This window comes from Thalassospira sp. MCCC 1A01428, from assembly GCF_002115825.1.
Lineage (GTDB): Bacteria > Pseudomonadota > Alphaproteobacteria > Rhodospirillales > Thalassospiraceae > Thalassospira.
Genome location: NZ_JFJZ01000032.1, coordinates 17281 through 41874, shown reverse-complemented (window position 1 = coordinate 41874; position 24594 = coordinate 17281). Strand labels below are relative to the sequence as shown.

Sequence of the window (24594 nt, the reverse complement as noted above, 5' to 3'; positions counted from 1 at the left end):
TTATTTGGGTGTTTTACAAGGGCGGCAGGTGTGATTGCCATACGTGCCATGTGCCACATTGGGCGTGTTGCGCCTGGCTAACGTTCGGTGAAGGGGCCTTGTATTGCCCCGCTATTTAAACAGTTGGCACGGTTCCGCCATCAATTGTGTATTCCGCGCCGTGAACTGACATTGCCCGGTCTGACACCAGAAATGCGGCAAGTTCGGCAACTTCATCGGGGCGGCCGGGGCGACCAATGGGAATGCCGCCCAGTGACTGCATCAGGCCATTGCGGGCAGCATCAATGGTGCTACCTTGTTGCCCGGCAAGCCGTTCGATCAGGGCGCTGGCCGCGGTGGTTTCAATAAAGCCGGGTGACAGGGTGTTGATGCGAATGCCTTTGGGCCCCATTTCCTTCGCCAGCCCCTTGCTATAGGTACTAAGGGCGGCTTTGGCAGCGGCATAGGCCAGTGTGGCTTCAAACAAAGGTAAACGTCGCTGGATAGAGGATATATGCAGGATAACACCGTTTTTGCGCGCAATCATGCCGGGTAAAAAACCGCGATCCAGGCGCACGGCAGCCATCAGGTTGGTGTTAAATGTGTTTTCCCAATCATCGTCGGACAGGCCAAGTGCCCCGCCACCAGGTGCGGATGAGCCACCGACATTATTGATCAAAATATCCAGCCCGCCCCATTGCGCGATAATGGTATCAATTACTTCCCGGGTGCCTGAAACGGTTGAAACATCGGCGCTGATAAACAGGCCCGGGTGATTTTCGGGCGCGCTTCGGGCCGTGCAGGCAACAGTTGCCCCGGCATTATGCAGGCGGTGCAACATGGCGTGTCCCATGCCTTTGGTCCCGCCGGTTACCAGAACCCGTTTGCCGGTAAATTCTGTCGGGTCGATTTGATAATGAATGTTATGCATCAGCCAATTTCCAGTGCTGTAATTTTACCGGCGTGCAATGTGAACAGATAGGTCAGATTGACAGGCGAGCCTTTGAAATTACCTGATACATCGGCGGTGACGCGAAGCTGCCCATCGGTGATATCGGCAAGGGATTGCCGGTTTGCGGCGGGGGTATCGGGCAGGGCTGTGGCCGAGGTGACAACGTGAACGGCGTCGGTGCTGCCAATGGCATGTGTAATCCATTTTTCGATGGCAGCATGGCCGTTGATATTTTGTTTTTCGTCGTAAACATGGGCATCGGGGCTAAAACAGGTGCAAACACCGGCAAAGTTGCGCGCCGTGCATTGGTCAAAAAATCCGGCGATGGCAGCGGGAAGAAGGACTGTCATGGGGATGCCTTTTTGTCTGTGATGCGCGGGGGTGCCACGCGGTCGTTGTGATGCCTGCAAGCTGGCGCTATGCTGGGAAAAGCACAAGAACCGACAAAAAAGTAAGGTACTTACCCGTGAGTAAGAAATGGGGTTTTGGGGCGGAAACACCGGCAGCCGGTGTTGAAGAAATTTTGAAGATGCTTGAGGGACGCTGGAAGCTGGTGATTTTGTTTCATCTTTTTGGCGGGCAGGTAAAGCGATTCTCGGAGCTGGAGCGTGCAATTGACGGCATTTCGCAAAAGATGCTGATCCAGCAATTGCGCCAGATGGAAGCCGACGGAATTGTAAAACGTATTGTTTATCATCAGGTGCCGCCCAAGGTGGAATATTGCCTGACCGATTGGGGGCAGCGCCTGTGCCCGGTACTTGATGCCCTGTTGAAATGGGCCGATTTGCGCCCGACAGATCCGGCATCAGACCAAAACGACACCCCGACAGCAACCAATGTAGGGTCGACAGTATAAAAAAGGCGAATGATCCCGGGTGGGAGCATTCGCCTGTGGTGGTTTTAAACGGCTGGTTCGATGCGGGAATTACCCTTTGTTCAGGGCGTGTTTTAAAAAGTCATCCACCGATTGCGGTTGGCGACCAAGGATGCTGGCGGCATCCGTGCTGACCGTGGCGTAGTCACCATTTTTTGCCGCCAGATAAAGACCGGCAACTGCGATGACGGCATGTTCAGGCAGGCCAAGGCTGCGTAAAATTCCTTCATAAACATCACCCGGCAAATCGGCAAAGGCAATGTCCTTGCCCGTCGCGCTGGCGATGATGGCGGCAATTTTGGCATGGGTGATGGCCTTGGTGCCGGTCAGATCATAGGTTTTGTTGGCATGCTCTGCCGGGTTGGCAAGGATGATGGCGGCAATTTCAGCCAGATCGTTACGGGGAATGTAGGTAATGCCTGCATTGCCTGCCGGTGCTGCATATTGCCCGGTTTCAAGCGCATGGGGAACGCCGCCTAATAACAGGTCAGCATAAAAGCTGTTGCGAAGAATGGTGTAAGTTAGGCCGCTTTGTTTGATAAAGGCCTCGGTATCGGCATGGATGGCGGAATAGGTAAAGGCGCTGTCAGCACGCGGATCAATCACGCTGGTATAAATAACGTGTTTTACACCGGCATTTTTTGCGGCTGTGATCGCGGTGCGATGCTGGCGGATGCGGGTTTCGTTGTCGGCTTCGGCGGAAACGATCAGGGCGACATCAATTCCGGCAAAAGCCTGTTCCATCAAGGTTTGGTCGTCAAAATCGCCTTGGCGGACTTCAATGCCGTTGGCGCGAATGTCGGCAGCTTTGTCCGGGTTACGAACACTGACGACAATTTCGCCTGCCGGGATACGGGTGCTTAAATGGCTCAGGGCAAGGGTGCCAAATTGGCCGGTGGCGCCAGTAATCAGTTTTTTCATCATTTTTCTCCAAAAATCATGCGGTCAACCGCAATGTTGGCGCTGATCCTGCCGTGAATTTGGCATATGATCAATTCGATGAAATGAATGGAAAACATGCATGAATATCGATGAATTGGATCTGGATTTTCGGTTGCTGCGTTTATTTATAACCATTTACGATCAGGGATCGGTCACAGCGGCAGCCACGTTGCTTGGGGTGGGGCAGCCCACTGTCAGTCATGGCCTGGAACGGTTGCGCCAGGTTGTTGGCGATCCGTTATTTGTGCGTGCAGGGCGGGGTATTACCCCGACGGCCCATGCCCATGACCTGGCACCCCGTATCCGCCATTTGCTGGAAGATATGCGCAGCCTGACCCGGATCGACCAGTTCGACCCGCATAATCCGCAACATCACCTGCATTGCACAATTGGTGCGAACGATTACGAGGCAGCCGTGCTGTTACCGACGCTGTTTGCCCGTGTTCAGGCACTGGCAGCGGATATTACCTTTAAAATTCGCCCGGTACGCCGCAAGCAGGACATGATTGACAAATTGCGTGATGGCAAACTTGATATGGCGATTACCATTGATTATGGCGGTGATGCCAGCGACATCATGCAGCGCTCGTTATTTGATGAAAATGTTCAATGTTATTTTGATCCCCGCTTTCATTCTGCCCCGCCTGATACGCTGGACCGCTATTGTGCGGCATCACATGCGCGTGTTGTTTTTGACGATGACGACGAAGCATCAGCCATCGATACGGAACTGGCACGGATAGGGCGGTCGCGGCGCACCGTGTTGCAGGTGGCAACATTTGGTAATTTACCACGGCTGATTTCAGGCACCCCGGTAATTACCACCCTGCCGATACGTCTGGCTGATAGCGTGATGGCAGGGTATGCCGTTTGCAGGTGCCCGGTTGTATTGCCATCATACGTATTTTGTCAAAGCTGGCATGTACGCAATGCGGCTTCCCGTTCGCACCAATGGCTGCGCGACGAGATATTTCGTATTGCCCGCACAATAGCCGGCAGAAAATCAAAACAGTAAAATCAGGCCAGTCCCGATGGGGTTTTGTAAGTTTGCAGGATCAAACAACAACCTTGCGCGCGATATCCCAATGCGGGCAGTCGGGATCTGCGGTGATTTTTACGCCCCCCACCCAGCGTGTGCCGGTGTAGGTTTCAAAAAACCGTTTGGTCCCACGCATGATCCGGGTGCCGGTTTCGGTCAGGGTCAGGGTGCGATCCGGCCAGGGCAGGGTGGTGTCGTCGATGCTAAAGGGTGGTTCTGTGCCGTCTGCCACTGTCGCCATATCAGCGAGAATATGCCACAGCATGATGTCGCCCAAAAATGGCAGGGGTTCCTTGTCTCGCATCAGGCGGCCAAATACGCGCCCCGCGCTTAGCGGGCCTGCTTCGGCCAGAATTTCCAGAACCAGTTGTTGCGTCAGCGACAGGTCATTGTGGCTGGCGGGCAATTCGGCCAAATGGCGTTGCAGGGCTTTTGCCATCAACCCGATCGGGCGGGTGGCTGAGGCCGATTTGGCAAATGTTGCCAGATCGGCGGGGTTGGCGGCGCGCACCGCTTTCCAGACCTTGCGCCCCAGATCGTAATGGGAATCGCCAATTGGTGCGCGGGTGTTTTCCCATGCCCAGCGCAATTGATCGGGGGTAAGCTGGCCCAGGCCGGTGAATTTATCAACATCGGGCACGGAATTTATGCAAATCAGTTCGACCTTGGCTGCAAGGCGCAAGGCACCGAAAAAATCGAGCAGAAAGGCCAGAATAAGCTGATCGTAGCTGTCATGTTCAAACCACAAAACAATATGGCGATAATCGCCGGCGGCCATCAGCGCGCTGTATTCGGCGTGTTGGCGGTTTTGGGTTTGTTCGGGGTCCAGTCCATAGGCGCTGGCAATAAAATCGGCCCGTAATTGCATTAAAACAGGCAAGGGAACATCGGGCACGGGCCCCTGACAGAACGGATCGGAAAATTCCTGAAAGTGGCCTTTGAAACCGGCCAGTTCCAGCGTGTTGCGAATGTCCGAACCACAACGGATATGCAAGGTGCCCGGTGTATCGGGCACAGTCATCCAGCCGGTTGCAATTTGTTGTTCGGTTAGCACCATCTGGTCGATGTGGGTTTTCATTTCCGGCCAGCTGATAAAGCCGTTCTCACGCGCCAGAATTTGCTGAGCATCCGACACCTTGATCTCGGCGGCTTTGCGGTTGGCGGCCTTGGGATGATGTTCCTTCAGGCGTTCGCGGGCATCGGCGTCGTCGGCACGCAGGGATTTCAGCAAATTGCGCGATTGCGTTTTTAACGCATCGACATCCAGGACACCGCGGGAAATATTGCCATTTACCGTTTTCGTGCCAGCCATTTCGTTGCATTCCCTTTGTGCGCCATAATCACCTGTCGGTATCGCCCGCCCATACCGGCCGCACGATGATGGGTTATCGGGTACAGGGGCGGGCCGATCAGGACAAGTGATGCTTTCACATATCAGGTTGGATCAAAAATTTCTATTTTACTGTCACATTCCATCAGTTTTGCCAGTTTTGACAGGCGCTGGTCGACGACTTCACCGTTCAGGTCACCAATGGTGCGATCCAGACGCAAGGTCAGGGTTTTGTCGTTCAGTATCAATTCGCAATGGGGCAAAATACCTTCGACCCCGCCTGACAGTGTATGACCCAGGCGAATGGCATGACCAAACAGGCGGCCGGTTTTACGTGTATCTTCGTCAAGCAATCGTTCGCTGGCGGCATCGCCCCGGAAATTGCCGGTATAGCGCGAACCGATGGTATAGGCCAAAAACACCCGGTCAACATGGCTAAGATCCAGATAGGGGTGGCGTACAATGCGGTTATAGCTTTGCTGGGCACGGTAATCGGGGTGGTCGTTCCAGCCGATATCGCCAATGATGCAGGCGGCGAGGCGTAAACGCCGTAAGTTCGCGGGTTGTTCACGAAAAATGGGATCGGTCCAGCGATACAGTTCTTCGCCATGCTGATGAAAACGTTCGCTGTCTTCGGCAAAGCCAAGGCAGGTTTCAAGCAGCGGGTCACGGTCGCGGACTTCTTGGGGCAGGGCTTCAAACATCCAGCCTTCACGCAGGCCATGCCCGGAAAATATCACTTCCTTTGCCTTCATGCGACCCAGCAAATGGTGCATGACAAGGGCGGCATGGGGCAGGCTGTCGGTCCGGCGTTTTGAGACGCCACCAATTTTTTCAAGCGAGGCCCGGCTTTGTTGTGAAATGATTTTGGTCAGGTCGGAAATTTCGCTGTTGGGCATGGTCATGTTGTGGACCACGGAAATCGGATAATCTTCTTGTGCGATATAAAGTTTGGCAATGGAGCGCCACGACCCACCCACGGCATAAAGCGGCAGTTTTTGCGGTTGGCCCAGCCATGGTACGGTATCAAGATAGTGGTTTACTTCGGCTTCCAGTGCATCGCGTTTGTTGCCAAACACCGCATGCAGGCGCATGGCGCCGAGCGGCAGGCTGACCCGTTGCTGTATTTGCCCCTGATCAAGCAAAACCAGTTCAAGCGACCCGCCCCCGATATCGCCCATGATGCCGGTTACATGCGGATCACCCGATATAATGCCAAGCCCCGACAGGCGGGCTTCTTCAAGGCCATCAATGACCTTTACCTGCAGGCCGGTTTCATCGCGCACACGTTGACAAAAAATGTCACCGTCGCTGGCGGCACGCACGGCGGCGGTTGCCAGCACATCAACGCGCGATATTTTCATCGCGCGCAAAAGGGTGGCAAACCGGCGCAGCGCACCGATTGCCATTTCAACCCCTTCGGCATTCAGCTTGCCCGATCCATCGGGGTCACGCCCAAGGCCGCACATGACCTTTTCGTTGAAAATCGGGGCCGGTGCGCGGGTTTGACCATCAAATACCACCAGTCGGACCGAGTTCGACCCGACGTCGATAATGGCAATGCGCTTGGACACCCTGTGATCGGTAAGCATATGTCTGAATGTACCTGGTTATTCTATTCGTCGAGGACCAGAACCGGCACCGAAGACACGCTGTCTTCGTCAAGGGCACTGCCCCGGCCCGAAAGGGACGGGTTGGTCATGAAATAATCGTTGGCCGAAAACGCATCCTTGCCCGCTTCACAACGTTCATAGGAACCATCTGGTTGTAGATACCAGCTTTGCGCGGTGTCTTTCAAATTCGCAATCATGATTTGTTCGATGATCTGGCGATGGCAAGTGGGGTTTTCAATTGGCACCAGACATTCGACCCGGCGATTAAGGTTGCGCGGCATCCAGTCGGCCGAGGAAATAAACGCCTTGGCTTTGCGCGATGGCAGTTTTGCGCCATTGGCAAACACCACAATGCGCGAATGTTCCAAAAACCGGCCAACGATGGATTTAACCCGAATATTTTCCGACAGGCCCGGTACACCGGGGCGCAAACAGCAAATGCCCCGCACAACCAGATCAATTTGCACCCCGGCCTGCGAGGCACGATACAGCGCATCAATCACAACCGGGTCCACCAGACTGTTCATTTTCGTCCAGATGCCCGACGGTTTACCAGCTTGTGCGTTTTCAATTTCTTTTTCGATATTGGCGATCAGGCTGGGGCGCATGGTGTGCGGGGCAATGGCAATTTTTTCAAGCGAACGCGGGGTGGCGTACCCTGTCATGAAATTGAAAATGGCACCGGCATCGCGGCCCAGGGCCGGGTCGCACGAAAAGAACGAAATGTCGGTATAGAATTTTGCCGTGATCGGGTGGTAGTTGCCTGTGCCAAAATGGCAATAGGTACGAAGCCCGTGGGTTTCGCGGCGCACCACCAGTGAAATTTTGGCGTGGGTTTTCCATTCAAGGAAACCATAAACCACCTGGCATCCGGCCCGTTCAAGGTCGGCCGCCCAGCGCAGGTTGGCTTCTTCATCAAAGCGGGCTTTTAGTTCGACCATCGCGGTCACCGATTTGCCAGCTTCGGCTGCCGCAATCAGGGCCTTCACAATCGGGCTGTTTTCCGATGTGCGATACAGGGTTTGCTTGATGGCAACCACTTCGGGGTCGCGCGCGGCTTGCAGCAGGAACTGAACCACCACGTCGAAATCTTCAAACGGGTGGTGAACCACCAGGTCCTTTTTGCCAATGGCGGCAAAACAGTCACCGCCAAAATCGCGCACCCGTTCGGGGTAACGCGCGGCATAGGGCGGGAACAGCAAATCGTGATGCAGGTCGGAATCAATCAGCTGTTTAACGTCAACCACGCCCAACAGCCCGTCAACTTTAACAACTTCTTCCGGGGCGACATGAAGTTCGTCGATCACGAAATTCAAAAGATCTTCCGGGATCGAGGCATTGACCTTAAGCCGGATGATGCTGCCACGACGGCGGCGTTTAAGCGCGGTTTTAAACACGCGCACCAGATCTTCGGCTTCTTCCTCGATTTCCACATCCGAATCGCGAATAACGCGAAACAGGCCATGTTCGATCAGATCAAACCCGGGAAACAGTTTGCCCAGATACATCAAAACCGCTTGTTCCAGCGGCAAATAACGTTCGGTTTTGCCCGGCAGGCGCAAAAAGCGGCCTATTTTGGGCGGCATGGGAATAAGCCCGCGCATATTGTGCCCGTCAGAGGGGTCAAACAATTGCATGACGATGGCAAAACCCAGATTGGGAATAAACGGAAACGGGTGCGACGGATCAATTGCCAGCGGCGTTAATGTGGGGAAAATTTCGCGCATGAAATACCCGTCCAGCCATTTATGGTCGGTCTGGGTTAAATCATCGGGTTCGATCACGGAAATGCCCAGCTGGTGCATATCACCGCGCAGTTTTTGCCAGATGCGTTGCTGGTCCTGTAACACCTGGTTGGCATCATAGGTAATGGCGCGCAGCTGTTCGTTCGGGCTTAATCCGTCCTGGCTGATATTGGTCATGCCGGCGCGGACCTGACCGACCAGACCAGCCACACGCACCATGTAAAATTCGTCCAGATTGCTGGCCGAAATCGACAAAAAGCGCAACCGTTCAAGCAACGGATGATTTGGATTCTGTGCTTCTTCCAGAACGCGGCCATTAAAGGCCAGCCAGGAAAGTTCGCGATTGATAAAGCGCTTTTCCGAATCAGTGGTGATTGCACTTGATTGAATTGCCGCAGCGTGTGTCACGCAATGTCTCCTGCCATGAGCCATGTGGTACTGGAATTAAGACGCCACCATGTCTTTCGATCGCGAGTATACGATAACTGTTTGTTAAACTGCAATTTGTAACCCGGAAAAAGAATATGCCCCTGATGGCGTGATATGTGAGTCGACGTGGCAGAATAGCCAATAACGCGCGCAGAAAATCCTACAGTTATATGTCAGTTTTTTACGTGGAACCGATGCGCCTGTTATGGCATTTCTGTGCCTTATAACATTGACCCATCACAAACGAGCCGCTTGTTTATGAAGACCCTGTTGTTATTGCGCCATGCCAAATCAAGCTGGGCTGATCCGGGAAGGGCCGACCATGACCGCGACCTGAATGCGCGCGGGGAAAAGGCCGCACCGGTGATGGGGCGGTTTTTATACAAACAAAACCTGATCCCTGACCTGGTGTGGTGTTCAACCGCACAACGCACGGTGCAAACGGTTGGTTTGTTAGGGCGCAGCTTTGCCAATGAGGCCAAGGTGATTTACGCGCGCGACATGTATATGGCGACCGAAACCGCATTGTTAAAATGCCTGCATCAAACCCATGACGAGGCCGCAACCGTATTGATGGTGGGGCATAATCCGGGGCTGGAAAGTTTTGCCATGCAGCTTGCCGGTGCCGATGAAAACGGACTGCGCGACGATATGGCGGCCAAATACCCGACCTGTGCCCTGTGCCAGTTTGAATTTGATGTTGATGCCTGGGGCGACGTGGGCTGGGGGCAGGGGCGGCTGGCGCGGTTTGTAAAAGTTCGCGATTTGCAGGCTGATATCGCCAGTGTAACAGACAATATTTCGTCCGATGGTGATAGCGGGTCTGCCGATACTTGACGCGGGCAGGCGAGAAGCGTTTTATACGAACAAATTCATATATGCGCGGCAATGCCCGGCACGATCACGCCGTGATCCGCCCCTGTTTGTTGCGCGTTTGGTGGCGCAAGGTTTGATTTTGAGCGTTTTTTGTTTGACAGCGCCGGTCAGCCATGCACCTTTGCGGCCAATTCGCGGCCCAAAATATAACGAAACCTGGAAAGACCATGCATCCTTATCGCTCACATAATTGCAATGCGCTTCGCGTTTCCGACGCCGATGCCCAAATCCGCCTTTCAGGCTGGATTCACCGCAAACGCGACCACGGCAACCTTCTGTTTGTCGATTTGCGCGATCATTATGGTATCACCCAGGTCGTGATCGACATTTCCAGCCCGCTTTTTGCGGTTCTGGAAAAATCACGCGCCGAAAGCGTGATCACGGTTGACGGCAAAGTCGTTAAGCGGACTGCCGAAACCATCAACCCGAACCTGCCAACCGGCGAGATCGAGGTTTATGCATCGGAAATCACCGTTCAGTCCTCGGCCGATGTTTTGCCGATGCCGGTATTTGGCGATGTTGAATATGGCGAAGAAGTTCGCCTGCGTCACCGTTACCTTGATTTGCGCCGCGACAGTGTTCACAAAAACATCGTGCTGCGCTCTCAGGTGATTTCGGCGATGCGTCAGAAAATGACCGCGCAGGGTTTCCTTGAAATCCAGACGCCGATCCTCACCGCGTCCTCGCCGGAAGGCGCGCGCGACTTCCTTGTGCCGTCACGCACCCATCCGGGCAAGTTTTATGCCCTGCCGCAGGCACCCCAGCAGTTTAAACAGCTGTTGATGGTTTCGGGCTTTGATAAATACTTCCAGATCGCACCGTGTTTTCGCGATGAAGATGCCCGTGCCGACCGGTCGCCGGGCGAGTTCTATCAGCTTGACTTCGAAATGGCGTTTGCCACCCAGGAAGATGTCTTTGCCGCGATCGAGCCGGTGCTGCACGAGATTTTTGTCGAATTTGGCGGTGGCCGCACCGTTACCGATTATCCGTTTCCGCGCATTCCGTTTGATGAATCGATGGCGAAATACGGATCGGACAAGCCCGACCTGCGCAATCCGCTGGTTATTTCCGATGTGACCGAAGCCTTCCGCGGGTCGAATTTTGGCATTTTTGCCAAAAATATCGAAACAGGATCGGTGGTGCGCGCCATTCCGGCAACCGGTGCTGCCGGTCGCCCGCGCAGCTTCTTTGACAAGCTTAACGCCTGGGCGCGTGACGAAGGGGCCGCTGGCCTTGGCTACATCGTTTATGATGAAAACGGTGATGCCAAAGGCCCGATTGCCAAAAACCTGGACGCCGAACGTATTGCCCTGATCAAGGAAACCACCGGCGTTGCCAATGGCGATGCGGTTTTCTTTGCGTGTGACAAGCCGCTGGCGGCTGCCAAGTTTGCCGGTAAATCGCGCGAAAAAATTTGCAATGACCTTGGTCTGCGCGAAGAAGGCATGTTCAAGTTCTGCTGGATTGTTGACTTCCCGATGTTCGAGGAAGACGACGATGGCAAGATCGAGTTCAGCCACAACCCGTTCTCGATGCCGCAGGGCGGGCTTGACGCGCTTGAAAACATGAACCCGCTTGATATTAAAGCATGGCAGTATGACATCGTTTGTAACGGTATCGAGCTGTCATCGGGGGCTATTCGTAACCACCGCCCGGACATCATGTACAAGGCGTTTGAAATTGCCGGTTACGGCAAGGACGTGGTCGAAGACCGCTTTGGTGGCATGTTGAACGCGTTTAAATTTGGCGCCCCGCCGCACGGTGGTTCGGCCCCGGGTGTTGACCGTATCGTCATGCTGCTGGCCGATGAACCGAACATTCGCGAAGTCATTGCCTTCCCGCTGAACCAGCAGGCACAGGATTTGATGATGAATGCACCTTCAGTGGTTGATGATCGCCAGCTCAAGGAACTGCATTTGCGGGTTCAGTTGCCGCCGAAGGCCAAAAAAGACTGATTTTGGTCTTTGCGATGGCCATTGTGATGGCATTAATTTGAAAAAAGAGCGATCGGCGGGGCTGATCGCTCTTTTTTGTTGCGAATTTGCAACCGGTGTTACCCTTATATTAAGGTGCTGTGCGTCAAAATTGGATGAAGACGGTTTTATCGATGGGAGACGGACCGTGAAAAGGTTCCTGATAGCAGCAACAGCCCCTCTGTTTCTGAGCGCATGTGGCGGGTCAGGGGATGGCACGACATTATCGAAAATGGCGGATGATCTGATCAGCTATGTGACGACGGGGCGCACCGTTGCCGAAAATCAGCGTGCGCTGGTTGCCGGGCAGGGATGTGATACCCAGGCGTCGCTGTTTGGTAATGGCGATTGCAAGGTGGGGTCTGACGCGGCATCGGGTTTTGCTGCGCGCGACAGACGATCCGTTGCGGACCAGTTGTCAGGGGCCAGCACAACAATTTATGCCGTAAATGCCCCGAAAGAGGACTGGAGCCAGCCGGGGCGTTATGCCAGCCTTCATCCCTATCAGAATTCGGCTGACATGGTGATTGTCGCCGTTCCCCCGGCCGCAAGCCAGCTTGATCAACCTAAAAACCTGTTGGGTGACAAGGTGGACACGGGCGACAGCAATGATCCTTCAGGTAATGCCAAAGCCGATATTCCCGGCGCGGACGGGGGGATGACAGCGCCAGTGGGCGATGGCGCAAGCGTTGCCAAAACCGGCCCGGAGCATGATGCGAGTGGGCAGGACGACGGTGTTGACGGGAATGCTGATAGCAGCAGCAGCGCGCCGCAAACAATGCCCGAACCTGCCGGGGTTAAAAAGACCAGTGCACAGCAAAAATCTGCCCTGCCACCGTCACCTGTTGCCACACCGGTAAAAACGGCCGCCAAAGGCAGGATTATTACAGGAAAGGATGCTGGTAAAGACGATGCGCGTCAGGCATCCGGGCGGGATGCGCTTGAGAAAGTAACGCCAGATCGTGTTGCCGGGAAAGCGGCTGCGGGTAAATATGTGGTTCTGGGAAGCTTTACCAGCAACAGGCGGGCGCAAATCGCCCTGAATCAGTATGCGGAATATCATCCGCAATTGATTCCTGCGACAGTAGAGGGTACGCCTTATCTTAGAATTGCAGTAGGTCCAATGGATATGTCGCGTGCAAATGATCTGCGCCTTGTTACTGCCAAAAATGGCATCAAGGATTCATGGATCGTAAGTGTCGTGGACAGCGGAGAATAGATTTGCCAAAAAAATTGCGAAAAGCAGCAGGCCGTCAGATGACAATTGCGCTGACGGTGGTATTTGGTGCTGCGTTGGCGGGATGCAGTGCGCAGGCAGGGCCTTCTCCGGCGGCAAACGGTTTGGTGTCGCACGTGGCAGAATATCGGTTGCGCCTGGTTTCCACCAGTGCCAACAGCTCGGTTATTGCGGCGCGCGGGGCCTTTGGTTTTCGGTTTGAAAAGGTGTGTGACGGCTGGATTTCGGAATTACGCAATTCGCTGATTTTGCAAGGCCCGCAAGGCGGCGCGATTAATTCATCCTATAGCATGACGCAGTGGGAGGATTTCGCCGCGAAACATTACCGGTTTCGGGTGCGTGATTTTCAGGATGGATATTTGACCGACGAGATTAACGGTAATGCTGAACGCCAGGACGACAAGGTTGTTGTGCATTATGAAAAGCCGGTCGATATAACCGAGGAGCTGCCGGTTGAAACCCTGTTTCCGACCCAGCATTCCATCAAATTATTACAGCACGCGCTAGATGGCGATGCCTTTGCCAGCGACCGGGTTTTTGATGGCGGGGGCGATACGCCAACCTATCAGATATCTGCCGTGGTTTCGGGCGCAAAGAAGGCCGATAACAAGGCCAGGGATGAAAATCATATTGCTGATAAACCGTTTCATCGGATTAGCATGGCGTTTTTCCCGGTCGATAGCGATGATGACCGGCCTGCTTATGAAATGTCTATTGATTACGGTAAAAACGGTGTGGCCCAGGGGCTGGTGCAAAATTACGGTGATTTCAAGCTTAAGGGCGATTTGATCCGGGTGCGTGAATTGCCTGCCCCGCAATGTGACTGATCTTATTTTGATATCTTTGGTTCGCGATGTTGTCGGTTTAACCTGGATTGCATAACAGATAAAAAATGGCCTGCCGGAAAATTGTCGCGGCAGGCCATTTTTGAGAAAGCATATTTTAAATGCAGTGGATTAAGCCACAACGGTGTCCTGATCGTCGCGGCAATAAAGGTCATATAACGTCGTGATAACGCGAATGGCCTCGTCTCCATGCAGGGAATAGAAGATCGTCTGTGCTTCTCGGCGGGTTTTGACCAGATGGTCACGCCGCAATCTGGCAAGGTGCTGGGACAGCGCAGACTGACTAAGCCCGATAATCCGTTCCAGTTCGCCAACCGATCTCTCGCCAGTATGCAATTGGCATAATATCATCAGCCTGCTTTGGTTGCTCATGGCTTTTAATAGTCCACTCGCCCGTTCGGCTTGTTGTTCTAATTCTTTTATTTCCATTTGCCTCACTTCATCCCGGATTTACTCCCGGTTGCGAAAGTATGATAGTTTACCCCGCTATCACAGATGAGACTATGCTCATTTTTTCACAACCTTGGCGTTTTATAGACTTATGGCGGCAAGAGCAATCCCGTACGCGCCGAAAATGCTGTTCTAAAGTATTGCTTTTCACCTTTATGGACAGGTTATATCTGGAGATTTCGAGTATTCGCAGTATTTTATGGGAAATTTGCGAAAACTGTCAAAATTCAACTTTGGTCGAGGTTATTTTGGCTGGCGTAATGATCTATGCCAAGGCAGGTTGCATCGAACGACGCAATGATTGCCAAATCTGCCGCCGATTCTTCTTTGCGTCAAGCCAAGTGTTACGTAGCGTTACATGGATGTGGCACAGGTCAGCCCCGACATGGCGCGTAACCAGGGGCAGGGTGGCGTCGGCCAGCAACAGGCTGCAAAACAAAAAAAGGGAGGTAACAGACGGCAATGGCGACACTGTTTGTCACGCATCGTACCTGTATTGAGCATGACCCCGGCCCCGGCCACCCGGAGCAGCCAGACCGCCTGCGCGTGATTCAGCGCGTGCTTGAGGGCGAGGAATTTATGTTTTTGCATCGCGAGGAAGCTGTTCGCGCAGATATTGATCTGGTGAAACGGGTGCATGACCCGGCCTATGTTGATGGTGTGTTTTCCCGTATTCCGGCGAACGGGGCCGTGTCGCTTGATGGTGATACCTATATATCGCCCGCATCTGGCGAAGCGGCATTGCGGGCCGCTGGCGGGTGTTGTGTTGCGGTAGATGCGGTGATGGAAGGGCATGAACGTAATGCCTTTGTCGGGGTGCGCCCGCCTGGTCACCATGCCGAATACGAACGGGCAATGGGATTCTGCCTGTTTAATAATGCTGCGATTGCCGCCCATTACGCGCGTGAAAAATACGGCATCAAACGGGTCGCGGTGATGGATTTTGATGTTCACCACGGCAATGGCACACAGGATCTTTTTTATAACGACCCGGACCTGTTTTATTGTTCAACCCATCAATGGCCGCTTTACCCCGGCACGGGCGACCCGGCAGACCGTGGTTGCGCCAACAATATATTAAATGTGGCGTTGCCCGCAGGGGCCGGCACAGAGGCAATGAAAACAGCTTTTCACGATTATGTTTTGCCTGGTCTGACCGGGTTTAACCCCGAATTGCTGATTATTTCGGCCGGGTTTGATGCCCACCGGAACGACCCGCTGGCGGGGCTGTCATTGGTTGAAAACGATTTTTCCTGGATGACAGAACAGCTTCTGGCGGTGGCAAGCCAGTGCTGTGATAACCGGGTTGTGTCGATTCTGGAGGGCGGATATGATTTGCCGTCGCTGGCTTCGTCGGTCGTTGCCCATGTGCGCGCCCTGATGATGGGGTAGATTTCACCAGTTTCGTGCGGGCAATGTTTTTTTCCGGCACCGGGGGAATTAATCCCGGGGGCTTTGTATTGCCCTGATCTATCCTTGCGCGTAAACTCCGCGCCAGCCAATAAAAAGGAGCAAACATGTCCGATGCAAACCCTGTTATTCCCAAAGATATCGCCAAATTAAGTTTCGAGGAGGCCCTGGGCCAGCTGGAAACACTGGTGCGGCAGCTCGAACAGGGGCAGGTCGGCCTGGATGATGCGATTGCTTCATATGAACGCGGTGCTGCATTAAAACGCCATTGTGCCGAAAAATTGCGCGCCGCCGAGGAACGTATCGAAAAAATTACGCTGGGTGCCGATGGCCGCCCGAGCGCCACAGCCACCGAAATCGAATAATTCACATTCAAGGCGGAGTCCCAGGTGAGCTATGACCTGATTTCTGCATTGGGAGAGGCTTCTGCCGATCTTGGTGCCATGCTTGACAAGATTTTGCCGCGTCCCGATGGACAGATTGAACAGCGTCTGTTTGAAGCGATGCGCTATTCGACAATGGGTGACGGTAAACGGTTGCGGCCTTTTTTAGTGATGGCATCGGCCGGGCTTTTCCGGGTGTCGCGCACATCCGCGCTGCGCGTTGCGGCGGCCATTGAAATGGTGCACACCTATTCGTTGATCCATGACGATTTACCGGCAATGGACAATGATGATTTGCGCCGCGGCAAACCCAGTTGCCACAAACAGTTTGACGAAGCGACCGCCATTTTGGCCGGTGATGCCCTGTTAACCCAGGCATTTGAAGTGCTGGTGGACGAAGAAACCCACCCGGACCCGCGTGTTTGCACCCAGCTTGTGCGGGCAATGGCGGGTGCAGCAGGGCCGCACGGCATGGTTGGCGGGCAAATGATTGACCTGGCAGGCGAAGGGCAAAACCTGAGCGAGGCACAGGTGACCCATTTGCATTTGTTAAAAACCGGGCGGATGTTTGCTTTTGCCTGTGAAGCAGGGGCGATTTTAGGCAAGGCCCCGACCAGCATGCGCATGGGTCTGCGCGCCTACGCCCACGATATGGGCCTGGCTTTTCAGATCAAGGACGATTTGCTTGATGTGGAAGCCAGTAGTGCCGACCTTGGCAAAACGGCGGGCAAGGATGTTGAGCAGGAAAAATCGACCTTTGTGAAACTGCTGGGGCTGGATCAGGCGCGCGAGCAGGCGCAAATGTTGTGTGATCAGGCAATTGACCATCTGGATGTTTTTGATGATGAAGCGGAATCGCTACGTGCTGTTGCCCGGTTTGTGATTAGCCGCCAACGCTAGTATGTGACGGCTTTGCGCCCATGATGCCTTCATCTGACAAGCCGCCTTACACTGCCGGATTTCGGGATCGGGTTTTTGACCGGGACCCGTTTCCGCTGGCGTTGTGGTATCCGGCCGTTGCCGCGGAAACGCCGGTGCGTCATATGGGAGTTGCCAGCACGGCGGCGCGCAATGCCCCCTTTGCCCATGCCGGAACGTTTCCTTTGGTGATGATTTCGCACGGTTCGGAAGGGCATCGGTTTGTGCATTTCTGGCTGGCGGAATTTTTGGCGCGACGGGGCTTTATTGTCGCAGCACCACAGCATGTGGGCGATAACTACCTTGATGCCAGCGATGCCCGGTCATTGACGATTATTGAACGTCGGCCGCTTGAAATGCGACAGGCGCTTGATCTGTTGCTGGATCATGATGATATTGCCCCGTATATCGACACTGACAAAATTGCCGCCTTGGGACATTCAGCGGGCGGGGCCACGGTTTTAAAGCTGGGCGGGTGGCAGTTTGATGCCAGTGCATGGACGCAATATTGCAATGTGAACCAGGATGGTGATCGCGTGATTTGCGAATTTGCGCCAGGTGATGCTGCCCTTGGCCGCCTGACCGACCTGCACGGCGCCCCGGTTGTTCTGGCGCGGGATGATCGTATTTCCGCGTTGATTATGATTGCACCGGCATTTGGCGTTGCGGCGACAAAGGAAAGTGTCGCCCCCCTTGATATGCCAATGCTGTTTATCGAGGCCGATACGGACGAAGTATTATTGCATGATGTCAATGCTGTCCGGTTTCGTGCGCTGCTGCAAGGCCGGGCAAAATTTGCACGGATAAAGGGTTCAGGGCATTTTTCGTTTTTACCGCCCTGTACGGAATATATTGCGAAAAATTTTCCCCATTTATGCCGGGATTTTGGCCGGGAAAGGCACCATATCCACGATAGTGTGCAACAACTGGTACATCACTTTTTAAATCGGCTTTATTCGCGTTGAATTTGCCATAATTTCGGGGTCGCTAATTTTGCATAACCTCGCTATTTTACGCCCCTTGCAATGAAGCTATCAAAGCGTCACCCTGTTGGAATGATATTCAACGCTGAGAGAACACAAAAATCGAGTTCGGCATGATCACCTCCAAGACCCCGCTGCTTGACACTGTTACGATCCCGTCAGACCTGCGCAAGTTGCAGCCCGCACAATTGCGCCAGCTTGCCGATGAATTGCGACAGGAAACCATTGATGCCGTTTCGGTTACCGGCGGCCATCTGGGGGCCGGGTTGGGCGTTGTCGAACTGACTGTTGCCATCCATTACCTGTTTGATACCCCGCATGACCGGCTGATCTGGGATGTGGGCCATCAGTGTTATCCCCATAAAATCCTGACCGGGCGGCGCGATCGCATTCGGACCTTGCGCCAGGGCGGCGGGCTTTCGGGTTTCACCAAACGGTCGGAATCCGAATATGATCCGTTTGGGGCCGGTCATAGCTCGACATCGATTTCGGCCGGGTTGGGCATGGCGGTTGCCAACCAGTTATCAAGTGATGACCGTAAAAACGTTATTGCCGTAATCGGGGATGGCGCGATGAGTGCGGGCATGGCCTACGAGGCGATGAACAACGCCGCGGCCACCGATCAACGGTTAATCGTGATTTTGAACGATAACGATATGTCGATTGCCCCGCCGGTCGGCTCGATGTCGGGGTATTTATCACGTTTGATTTCGGGCAAAAGTTATCAGGGCTTGCGCAATGCTGCCAAGGGCCTGACCAAACATTTACCCCGCCAGATCGAGGAAGCTGCCCGCAAAATTGAAGAATATACCCGGGGTATGGTAACCGGCGGGACCCTTTTTGAAGAAATGGGTTTCTTTTATGTCGGGCCGATTGACGGGCATAATCTGGACCATTTATTGCCGGTATTGCGAAACGTACGTGATGCCGACCTTGATGGCCCGGTTTTGATCCATGCGGTAACGCAGAAAGGCAAGGGGTATGCCCCGGCCGAAAATGCGACCGATAAATATCACGGTGTTGCCAAATTTGATGTGGTGACCGGCAAGCAGGCCAAGCCAACCCCCAATGCGCCATCTTACACCAAGGTGTATGGCGAAACGCTGGTGAAGCTGGGCGAGAAAGACGAAAAAGTTACCGCCATTACAGCGGCCATGCCATCAGGCACCGGTGTTAACCTGTTTGCCGATGCCTTCCCCGAACGTTCATTTGATGTTGGCATTGCCGAACAACATGCCGTCACCTTTGCGGCCGGTATGGCATGCGAAGGCTATAAGCCGTTTTGCACCATTTATTCGACGTTCCTGCAACGCGGGTATGACCAGCTGGTGCATGATGTGGTGGTGCAAAACCTGCCGGTACGCTTTGCGCTGGACCGTGCCGGGCTGGTTGGGGCCGATGGTGCAACCCACGCCGGGGCCTATGATCTGGCGTATCTGGGTTGTTTGCCCAACATTGTGTTGATGGCAGCGGCAGATGAAGCTGAACTTGTACATATGACCACAACGGCCTGGTCCATTGATGATCGGCCCAGTGCATTTCGCTATCCGCGTGGCGAAGGCGTTGGTGTTGAAATGCCGGCCGAAGGGCAGGTGCTGGAAATTGGCAAGGGCCGTGTTTTACGTGAAGGCAGCAAGATTGCGATCCTGTCTTATGGTACGCGCCTTGCCGAATCTTTGTCAGCGGCTGAAGATCTGGGCGCACGTGGTTTGTCCACCACGGTGGCCGATGCCCGGTTCGCCAAGCCGCTGGATGGTGAATTGATTGCACAATTGGCCCGAAACCACGAAGTATTGATCACGATTGAAGAGGGGGCGATAGGTGGTTTTGGGGCGATGGTTCTGCAGCATATGGCCGGTGAAGGTTTGCTTGATCACGGGTTAAAGGTGCGGACAATGGCATTGCCGGACCGTCTTTTGGACCATGACAAACCGGAAAAGCAATATGCTGAAGCAGGCCTGGATGCGAACGCAATTGTTCGTACGGCCCTTGATGCCTTGGGGCTTTCGGAAAATAAAGCCCGGGCATAAATTATCATTTACGGGCCAAATTCAGGCTTTTTAGCCGATTTGGAAACAAGACTTTGAAACGCCGCCAAGTTTATTTTGGCGGCGTTTTTCTTTGCCGGTGGAGGAATTCGGCGCAGGGTTGTATGAAATGATCTCGGGATTTTTCCGAAGTTTTACTTGATAAAATCTATTTTTATTTCAAGTAGTGAAGGTATTTTTTGGGTTTATGTTTTAATTATGTCTTTTTAATTTGGTAAAATTAAGTAATTTTCGGATATTTATTTATTGTTGATTGACTTTTTTATTTAAAAGGCGCAACGTTGGTTTACTAAGTCAGATTCCTGGCTTTCAAAATGGAGGAAGCATGATGAGTTTCCAGAAATTCTCTGCCTCTCAGAATAAATCAACTGCTCCTGTTGCCAATCAGCCGGCGAAGGCCGCTCATCCGGTTGACTCCGCTGTGCCAAAGGCAAAGCCGGAAGCAAAATCAGCCAAAAAAAGCTAGCTTTCAGGCGAATGGTGGAAGGGGAATTTTCCCCTTTTTCCGTTGTTCATTTGATATTTTAAAGGTGATGAAAATGCCAATCACGCGCGTAAGCCATAAGCAGGTTGTCTTTTTTGGATCCTTTAAATTGAAGGGTTACGACGAAACCTTTCCCGGTGGCGATTATGACGTTGAAACTGAAGAAGAGCTGATCGAAGGGGTTTCGTTTCTTGCCTATCGTCGGACAGCAACGTTGTTGCATGTGCGCGGCCAGAAGGGCAGCGCGATCGTGGAACGGACGTTGCCTATTGATCCGCGTGCGCTTGACCATGCCATTTTGATCGATCAGGGCCAATGCAACGTTACCGGGCCGTCAATATCTGCCAGCGACAATAAGCAGGATATTCCTGTGTTGCATCCCGATAATGGCAACGGAACGCTGCAGTGATATTTGCCGTGGCAAGTTTAAATGAAAATGGCCGGTATGTTGCCCGGTGCGTTCACGAACCCTGGGAAATGTTTGTTGCCAAAGCGACCGTTTTACTGACAGGGATGACGTTGGCGACCTTGTTTATACTTGGGAACGGATAAGGTTAGCCTGCCAGTTGTGACAAATGCCAAGTCCATTCGCCAAAAATGAAACGCCACCCGGTTAAAGGGTGGCGTCTGTTTTTGTGTAGATGGCAGATGAATTAGAAATCAACCGTTAGCGAGACTTTTGCGGTTAATGGCGCGCCCATCGTCAGATACCCGCCATTGGCCGACGCCCAATAGTCGTTATTGGTGACGTTCTCGACATTGGCACGCATGGTAACCGGATAGTTGCCAACTTCGGTTTCATAACGTGCGCCAAGGTCAAGACGCGTCCATGACGGAATTTCAAGGGTGTTGGCAGCATCGGCATATTGTGACGCCGTATGGATGACACGGGCATTGACCGTTGCACCATGAAGGAAGGGCAAATCATATTCCACGCCCAGTTTTGCGACATAGTCGGGCACGGCAATGGGGCTATTGCCATTATTGGTGCCGTTTTGGGTGTCGGTTAGCTGGGCATCGAGCAGGGTGACGCCACCCAGAATGCGGGTGCCTTGAACCGGTTCGCCAAATACCTGAAGTTCCAGACCGCGGTTGCGTTGTTCGCCATCGGCGGCAAATGTGTTGCTGGCATTTTTATAGGCTGACGGCTTTTCGATCTGGAACAGGGCGATGCTGCCGCCAATGGTGCCGTAATCGGCTTTGACGCCGATTTCATATTGTTCGGACGTGTAGGGGGCAAGCTGTTCGCTGGGGTTGGTCAGGGTCGGGTCAGAACCGGCAGAAGGTGCTGTTTCACCCGGCGAAAGTGATTCCATGTAATTGGCATAGACGGAGACCTGTTCGGTCACGTTTCCGACGACACCAAACATCGGCGTGTATTCATCGGCGCTGTAATTGATGGTGCGCGCACCACTGGTCAGGTCGAACTGCCGTGTGGTGACGGACTGGCGACGGACACCGGCGGTAAAATGTACGCGGTCATCAAGGAAGTTAAGCGTATCAGCGATGAAATAGCTGGTCAGGTCATTGGTGTTGCGCAGGCCGGGATCGTTCAGATCGCCGGTGGCAGCCCCCAGTGCCGGGTAGGATGATGGTGTTTCCCCGTAGATATTGCCGTTGTTACGCGCAAAGCCGTTGGCAAAGGCCCAGGCCTGATGGCTTTTGCTCCACATGCCCGATGCACCAACATTGAGTTCGTGTGAAATATCAAGGGTATCGAATTTTATCCGCGCGCCACCCATGGCGCTGTTGGTGGTGTCTTCACGCACGATATAGGAGCTGCTGTAGCTCATGGTGCCATCGGTGCCATCGATGCGCGAGGTGGAATAAATGCCGGATTCTTCCATATGGCGGGTGCCAATGGCGGCGTAACCCATGATATTTTCGCTAAAATCATGTTCGATGCGACCCTGGACAAAATCATCCTGCAGGTCGGCCCAGGTGCCATCGGCGTTAAAATTGTGGGATGCGGACGGGGCATCGGGGATTGCTGTCAGCGCGCTGTTAAGCGTGATGGATGTGCGGCCGTGATCGGTGTTTTTTTCGTTATGGCCGCTATCGATGGTGATGCGGGTGTCATCGCCGCGATAATCAAATGACAGGGCACCGGCGATGGTTTCGCGTTCTTCATCATCAATGGATGTTTCGCCGTCGCTGTATTTCAGATTGGCGCGGATGCCAAACTGGTTGTCCTTGCCAAAACGGCGGCCCACATCAAGGTGGGTGCCGACTTCGCTGTCCATGCCATAGGTCGTGGTCAGGCTGGTAATCGGGGTGTCGGTGGCACGTTTGGGAACCAGGTTGATGGCACCGCCAATGCCGCTGCCGCCCGGTGACATGCCGTTGATAAAGCCCGATGCCCCCTTGGTGACTTCGACGCGATCATACATCGATACATCCACCAACTGGCGCGGTGCCGTGCCATACAGGCCATCAAGCGAAACATCATCGCCATCAAGGACAAAACCGCGGATCATGTAACGATCGCCCGACCCGCCATAGCTGTAGGATGTGACAACACCGGGGTCATTATCGACCACATCGGCAATGGTATCGGCCTGCTGATCCTTGATCAGCTTTTCGGTATAGGAAGATGTGTTGATTGCCGTATCAAACGTATCCTTGTTCCCCAGAATACCGGCACGGCCACCTGTGGCAACCTGGCCGCCGGCATAGACGGGTGGGGTTGGGTCGCCAGCTTCCTGCTGTGCCTGGCCTTCGACTGTAATAGGATCAAGCTGGATGGTGTTGTCTTTTGTTTTGGTCGTGGATGCTTCCTGTGCCAAGACAGTGCCGCTTGATAGTGCAAGCAGGCTTGCAGATGCCAAAAGGGCCAATCCCAACGGGCCATAGCATTTTGCAGAAAGTGACATATCGGTTCCCCAAGAATTTTACGCAGGCCTTCGTGCCTGCAAAACTGACCCTCCGATAACATTATTAATAATCAATCGCAATGATAATGATCATGATTATCAGTAGCGATATAAAAGCTCAGTTTTTCAATTCTGTGGTTTGTGGAACGGCCACTTTTACGTGTGAAGAATGGAAGGGGTATAGGGGATTTACGCTTTTTGCGTGTGATCTGACGCGAAAATAAATAACAGCCCCTGGCTATATCGGCTGACAGGGGCTGTTATTTGGTGTTGTTATTTAACAATGCGAACGAGTCGCACTGTTGGAGGCGGGCGGATTTAATCCTGATAGATCATTTTGTGTGTCATGCCGCCGTCAATGCGCAGGGTTTCACCGGTAATGAAGCCGGACTTTTCGCCATCCAGCAAAAAGGCGACGGCGTGGGCAATATCATCGGGGATACCAACCCGGCCGGCGGGGTGCTGCTTTTTGTCGCTTTCGCTATGGTTGGGCTGTGTTTTTTCCGACGCTTTTTTCCAGTCGCCCACCTCGATCCAGCCCGGGGCGATGGCGTTGACGCGAATATCCCCTGACAGACTGATGGCCATTGCATGGGTGAGCGACACAAGCCCGCCCTTGGTTGCGGCATAGGCTTCGCTATTGGCTTCGGATTGAAAGGCGCGTGTCGACGAGATATTGACGATGGCACCATGATGTTTTCGTAAATGCTGGGTCGCATGTTTTGCCACCAGAAAGGCACCGCCCAGATTAACATCTATGATACGACGCCAGGCTTGCCAGTCCAGATGTTCAAACGATCCGTTATCGGGGTTGGCGATACCGGCATTGTTAACCAGCCCGTCAATGCGGCCAAAGCGGTCAACCGTGCGCTGAACAGCAATGGCCACGTCCTGTTCATCGGTTACGTCACCGGCAAAAAACAGGCAGCGTGTCCGACTTTTTTCGTCCAGGGCATCCATGGCGTCGCGGCCGGCTTCTTCATCGCGGTCAAACATCATGACTTTCCAGCCATTATTTAATAAATACCGGCTGATGCCCAATCCCAAGCCCTGTGCGCCGCCGGTAATGAAGGCAACCTGTGCGTGGTTTTGATCGCTCATAAATGTTTCCTTGTGGTGATTGGATGGGAACGGGGCCGTAGACGTTTAACGGGACTAAATCGGAGGGGTTCCAGATTAAAACTGCAAAACCGGTTTTTCGGCGCGGCCGG

Annotated in this window: 21 protein-coding genes; 12 read left to right on the top strand and 9 right to left on the bottom strand. The window is 53.5% G+C overall.

The genetic code is table 11. The features are described from left to right. Nucleotides 1–115 precede the first annotated feature (115 nt). Together THS27_RS19430 and THS27_RS19425 are read right to left on the bottom strand one after the other, a co-directional pair. Nucleotides 116–910 (bottom strand): SDR family oxidoreductase, encoded by a 795-nt coding sequence (locus tag THS27_RS19430; protein WP_085593722.1) that lies wholly within the window; start codon nt 908–910, stop codon nt 116–118. Beyond that, nucleotides 910–1281 carry a nuclear transport factor 2 family protein gene (locus THS27_RS19425; protein ID WP_085593721.1) on the bottom strand — a complete coding sequence of 124 codons (372 nt, stop codon included), beginning with the start codon at nt 1279–1281 and terminating at the stop codon, nt 910–912. Before THS27_RS19425 ends, THS27_RS19430 begins: the two co-directional genes overlap by 1 nt. 179 nt (nt 1282–1460) lie before the next feature. Between THS27_RS19425 and THS27_RS19420 the strand changes: the two genes are divergently transcribed. Beyond that, complete coding sequence (locus tag THS27_RS19420) at nt 1461–1787, top strand: helix-turn-helix domain-containing protein (RefSeq protein WP_246833036.1); 327 nt, start codon at nt 1461–1463, stop codon at nt 1785–1787. 69 nt (nt 1788–1856) lie between these two features. Here THS27_RS19420 and THS27_RS19415 read toward each other — a convergent pair whose 3' ends face one another. Next, entirely contained in the window at nt 1857–2729 is an 873-nt protein-coding gene (locus THS27_RS19415; RefSeq protein ID WP_246833033.1) for an SDR family oxidoreductase, read from the bottom strand. Nucleotides 2730–2826: 97 nt separating this feature from the next. Here THS27_RS19415 and THS27_RS19410 point away from each other — a divergent pair, with 97 nt between their 5' ends. Next, nucleotides 2827–3762: a LysR family transcriptional regulator gene (locus THS27_RS19410; protein ID WP_085593718.1), complete on the top strand. Its 936-nt coding sequence runs from the start codon at nt 2827–2829 to the stop codon at nt 3760–3762. A gap of 40 nt (nt 3763–3802) precedes the next feature. Here the strand turns inward: THS27_RS19410 and THS27_RS19405 are convergent, their stop codons facing one another. From THS27_RS19405 to THS27_RS19395, 3 genes are all read right to left on the bottom strand, one after another. Beyond that, complete coding sequence (locus THS27_RS19405) at nt 3803–5098, bottom strand: DUF1835 domain-containing protein (protein ID WP_085593717.1); 1296 nt, start codon at nt 5096–5098, stop codon at nt 3803–3805. Nucleotides 5099–5220: 122 nt separating this feature from the next. Then, nucleotides 5221–6708, bottom strand: coding sequence for a Ppx/GppA family phosphatase (locus tag THS27_RS19400; protein ID WP_085593716.1), 1488 nt, complete (start codon nt 6706–6708; stop codon nt 5221–5223). Between the two features lie 23 nt (nt 6709–6731). Continuing rightward, on the bottom strand, nt 6732–8882 hold the full coding sequence (locus THS27_RS19395; RefSeq protein ID WP_085584964.1) for an RNA degradosome polyphosphate kinase: 2151 nt from the start codon (nt 8880–8882) through the stop codon (nt 6732–6734). Nucleotides 8883–9161: 279 nt separating this feature from the next. Between THS27_RS19395 and THS27_RS19390 the strand changes: the two genes are divergently transcribed. From THS27_RS19390 to THS27_RS19370, 4 genes are all read left to right on the top strand, one after another. Beyond that, the gene (locus tag THS27_RS19390) at nt 9162–9740 is read left to right on the top strand and encodes a histidine phosphatase family protein (RefSeq protein ID WP_085593715.1); all 579 of its coding nucleotides are present in this window, start codon (nt 9162–9164) and stop codon (nt 9738–9740) included. Between the two features lie 206 nt (nt 9741–9946). After that, on the top strand, nt 9947–11734 hold the full coding sequence (gene aspS, locus THS27_RS19380) for an aspartate--tRNA ligase (RefSeq protein ID WP_085593714.1): 1788 nt from the start codon (nt 9947–9949) through the stop codon (nt 11732–11734). 166 nt (nt 11735–11900) lie between these two features. After that, a complete protein-coding gene (locus THS27_RS19375) occupies nt 11901–12971 on the top strand; it encodes an SPOR domain-containing protein (RefSeq protein ID WP_139835665.1) in 1071 nt (356 codons plus the stop codon). Between the two features lie 38 nt (nt 12972–13009). Then, nucleotides 13010–13816: an EipB family protein gene (locus tag THS27_RS19370; protein WP_246833032.1), complete on the top strand. Its 807-nt coding sequence runs from the start codon at nt 13010–13012 to the stop codon at nt 13814–13816. Nucleotides 13817–13945: 129 nt separating this feature from the next. Here the strand turns inward: THS27_RS19370 and THS27_RS19365 are convergent, their stop codons facing one another. Continuing rightward, complete coding sequence (locus tag THS27_RS19365; RefSeq protein ID WP_085593711.1) at nt 13946–14263, bottom strand: helix-turn-helix transcriptional regulator; 318 nt, start codon at nt 14261–14263, stop codon at nt 13946–13948. A gap of 483 nt (nt 14264–14746) precedes the next feature. On the opposite strand from THS27_RS19365, the gene THS27_RS19355 reads away from it, so the two are divergent. The 6 genes from THS27_RS19355 (at nt 14747) to THS27_RS19330 (ending at nt 20919) form a co-directional block, all read left to right on the top strand. Beyond that, nucleotides 14747–15676: a histone deacetylase family protein gene (locus THS27_RS19355; RefSeq protein WP_085593709.1), complete on the top strand. Its 930-nt coding sequence runs from the start codon at nt 14747–14749 to the stop codon at nt 15674–15676. A 125-nt stretch (nt 15677–15801) separates the two neighbouring features. Further along, a complete protein-coding gene (locus tag THS27_RS19350; RefSeq protein ID WP_085593708.1) occupies nt 15802–16059 on the top strand; it encodes an exodeoxyribonuclease VII small subunit in 258 nt (85 codons plus the stop codon). Nucleotides 16060–16137: 78 nt separating this feature from the next. Further along, nucleotides 16138–16977, top strand: coding sequence for a polyprenyl synthetase family protein (locus THS27_RS19345; RefSeq protein WP_085593737.1), 840 nt, complete (start codon nt 16138–16140; stop codon nt 16975–16977). Nucleotides 16978–16997: 20 nt separating this feature from the next. Then, nucleotides 16998–17960 carry a hypothetical protein gene (locus tag THS27_RS19340; RefSeq protein WP_246833031.1) on the top strand — a complete coding sequence of 321 codons (963 nt, stop codon included), beginning with the start codon at nt 16998–17000 and terminating at the stop codon, nt 17958–17960. A gap of 131 nt (nt 17961–18091) precedes the next feature. Then, the gene (gene dxs, locus THS27_RS19335) at nt 18092–20008 is read left to right on the top strand and encodes a 1-deoxy-D-xylulose-5-phosphate synthase (protein WP_085593707.1); all 1917 of its coding nucleotides are present in this window, start codon (nt 18092–18094) and stop codon (nt 20006–20008) included. Between the two features lie 557 nt (nt 20009–20565). Then, nucleotides 20566–20919, top strand: a complete 354-nt coding sequence (locus THS27_RS19330; protein WP_085593706.1) for a hypothetical protein — start codon at nt 20566–20568, stop codon at nt 20917–20919. Nucleotides 20920–21163: 244 nt separating this feature from the next. On the opposite strand, the gene THS27_RS19325 is transcribed toward THS27_RS19330, so the two are convergent. Continuing rightward, entirely contained in the window at nt 21164–23383 is a 2220-nt protein-coding gene (locus tag THS27_RS19325) for a TonB-dependent siderophore receptor (protein ID WP_085593705.1), read from the bottom strand. A gap of 318 nt (nt 23384–23701) precedes the next feature. Beyond that, nucleotides 23702–24484, bottom strand: a complete 783-nt coding sequence (locus THS27_RS19320; RefSeq protein ID WP_085593704.1) for a glucose 1-dehydrogenase — start codon at nt 24482–24484, stop codon at nt 23702–23704. Between the last annotated feature and the right edge of the window lie 110 nt (nt 24485–24594).

Coding starts and splice junctions, on each gene's coding strand:
- THS27_RS19330 (WP_085593706.1), top strand. CDS start 20,566: ATGCCAATCACGCGCGTAAGCCATAAGCAGGTTGTCTTTTTTGGATCC.
- THS27_RS19430 (WP_085593722.1), bottom strand. CDS start 910: ATGCATAACATTCATTATCAAATCGACCCGACAGAATTTACCGGCAAA.
- aspS (WP_085593714.1), top strand. CDS start 9,947: ATGCATCCTTATCGCTCACATAATTGCAATGCGCTTCGCGTTTCCGAC.
- THS27_RS19320 (WP_085593704.1), bottom strand. CDS start 24,484: ATGAGCGATCAAAACCACGCACAGGTTGCCTTCATTACCGGCGGCGCA.
- THS27_RS19390 (WP_085593715.1), top strand. CDS start 9,162: ATGAAGACCCTGTTGTTATTGCGCCATGCCAAATCAAGCTGGGCTGAT.
- THS27_RS19345 (WP_085593737.1), top strand. CDS start 16,138: ATGCTTGACAAGATTTTGCCGCGTCCCGATGGACAGATTGAACAGCGT.
- THS27_RS19425 (WP_085593721.1), bottom strand. CDS start 1,281: ATGACAGTCCTTCTTCCCGCTGCCATCGCCGGATTTTTTGACCAATGC.
- THS27_RS19410 (WP_085593718.1), top strand. CDS start 2,827: ATGAATATCGATGAATTGGATCTGGATTTTCGGTTGCTGCGTTTATTT.
- THS27_RS19350 (WP_085593708.1), top strand. CDS start 15,802: ATGTCCGATGCAAACCCTGTTATTCCCAAAGATATCGCCAAATTAAGT.
- THS27_RS19400 (WP_085593716.1), bottom strand. CDS start 6,708: ATGCTTACCGATCACAGGGTGTCCAAGCGCATTGCCATTATCGACGTC.
- THS27_RS19365 (WP_085593711.1), bottom strand. CDS start 14,263: ATGGAAATAAAAGAATTAGAACAACAAGCCGAACGGGCGAGTGGACTA.
- dxs (WP_085593707.1), top strand. CDS start 18,092: ATGATCACCTCCAAGACCCCGCTGCTTGACACTGTTACGATCCCGTCA.
- THS27_RS19370 (WP_246833032.1), top strand. CDS start 13,010: ATGACAATTGCGCTGACGGTGGTATTTGGTGCTGCGTTGGCGGGATGC.
- THS27_RS19405 (WP_085593717.1), bottom strand. CDS start 5,098: ATGGCTGGCACGAAAACGGTAAATGGCAATATTTCCCGCGGTGTCCTG.
- THS27_RS19420 (WP_246833036.1), top strand. CDS start 1,461: ATGCTTGAGGGACGCTGGAAGCTGGTGATTTTGTTTCATCTTTTTGGC.
- THS27_RS19355 (WP_085593709.1), top strand. CDS start 14,747: ATGGCGACACTGTTTGTCACGCATCGTACCTGTATTGAGCATGACCCC.
- THS27_RS19415 (WP_246833033.1), bottom strand. CDS start 2,729: ATGATGAAAAAACTGATTACTGGCGCCACCGGCCAATTTGGCACCCTT.
- THS27_RS19340 (WP_246833031.1), top strand. CDS start 16,998: ATGATGCCTTCATCTGACAAGCCGCCTTACACTGCCGGATTTCGGGAT.
- THS27_RS19325 (WP_085593705.1), bottom strand. CDS start 23,383: ATGTCACTTTCTGCAAAATGCTATGGCCCGTTGGGATTGGCCCTTTTG.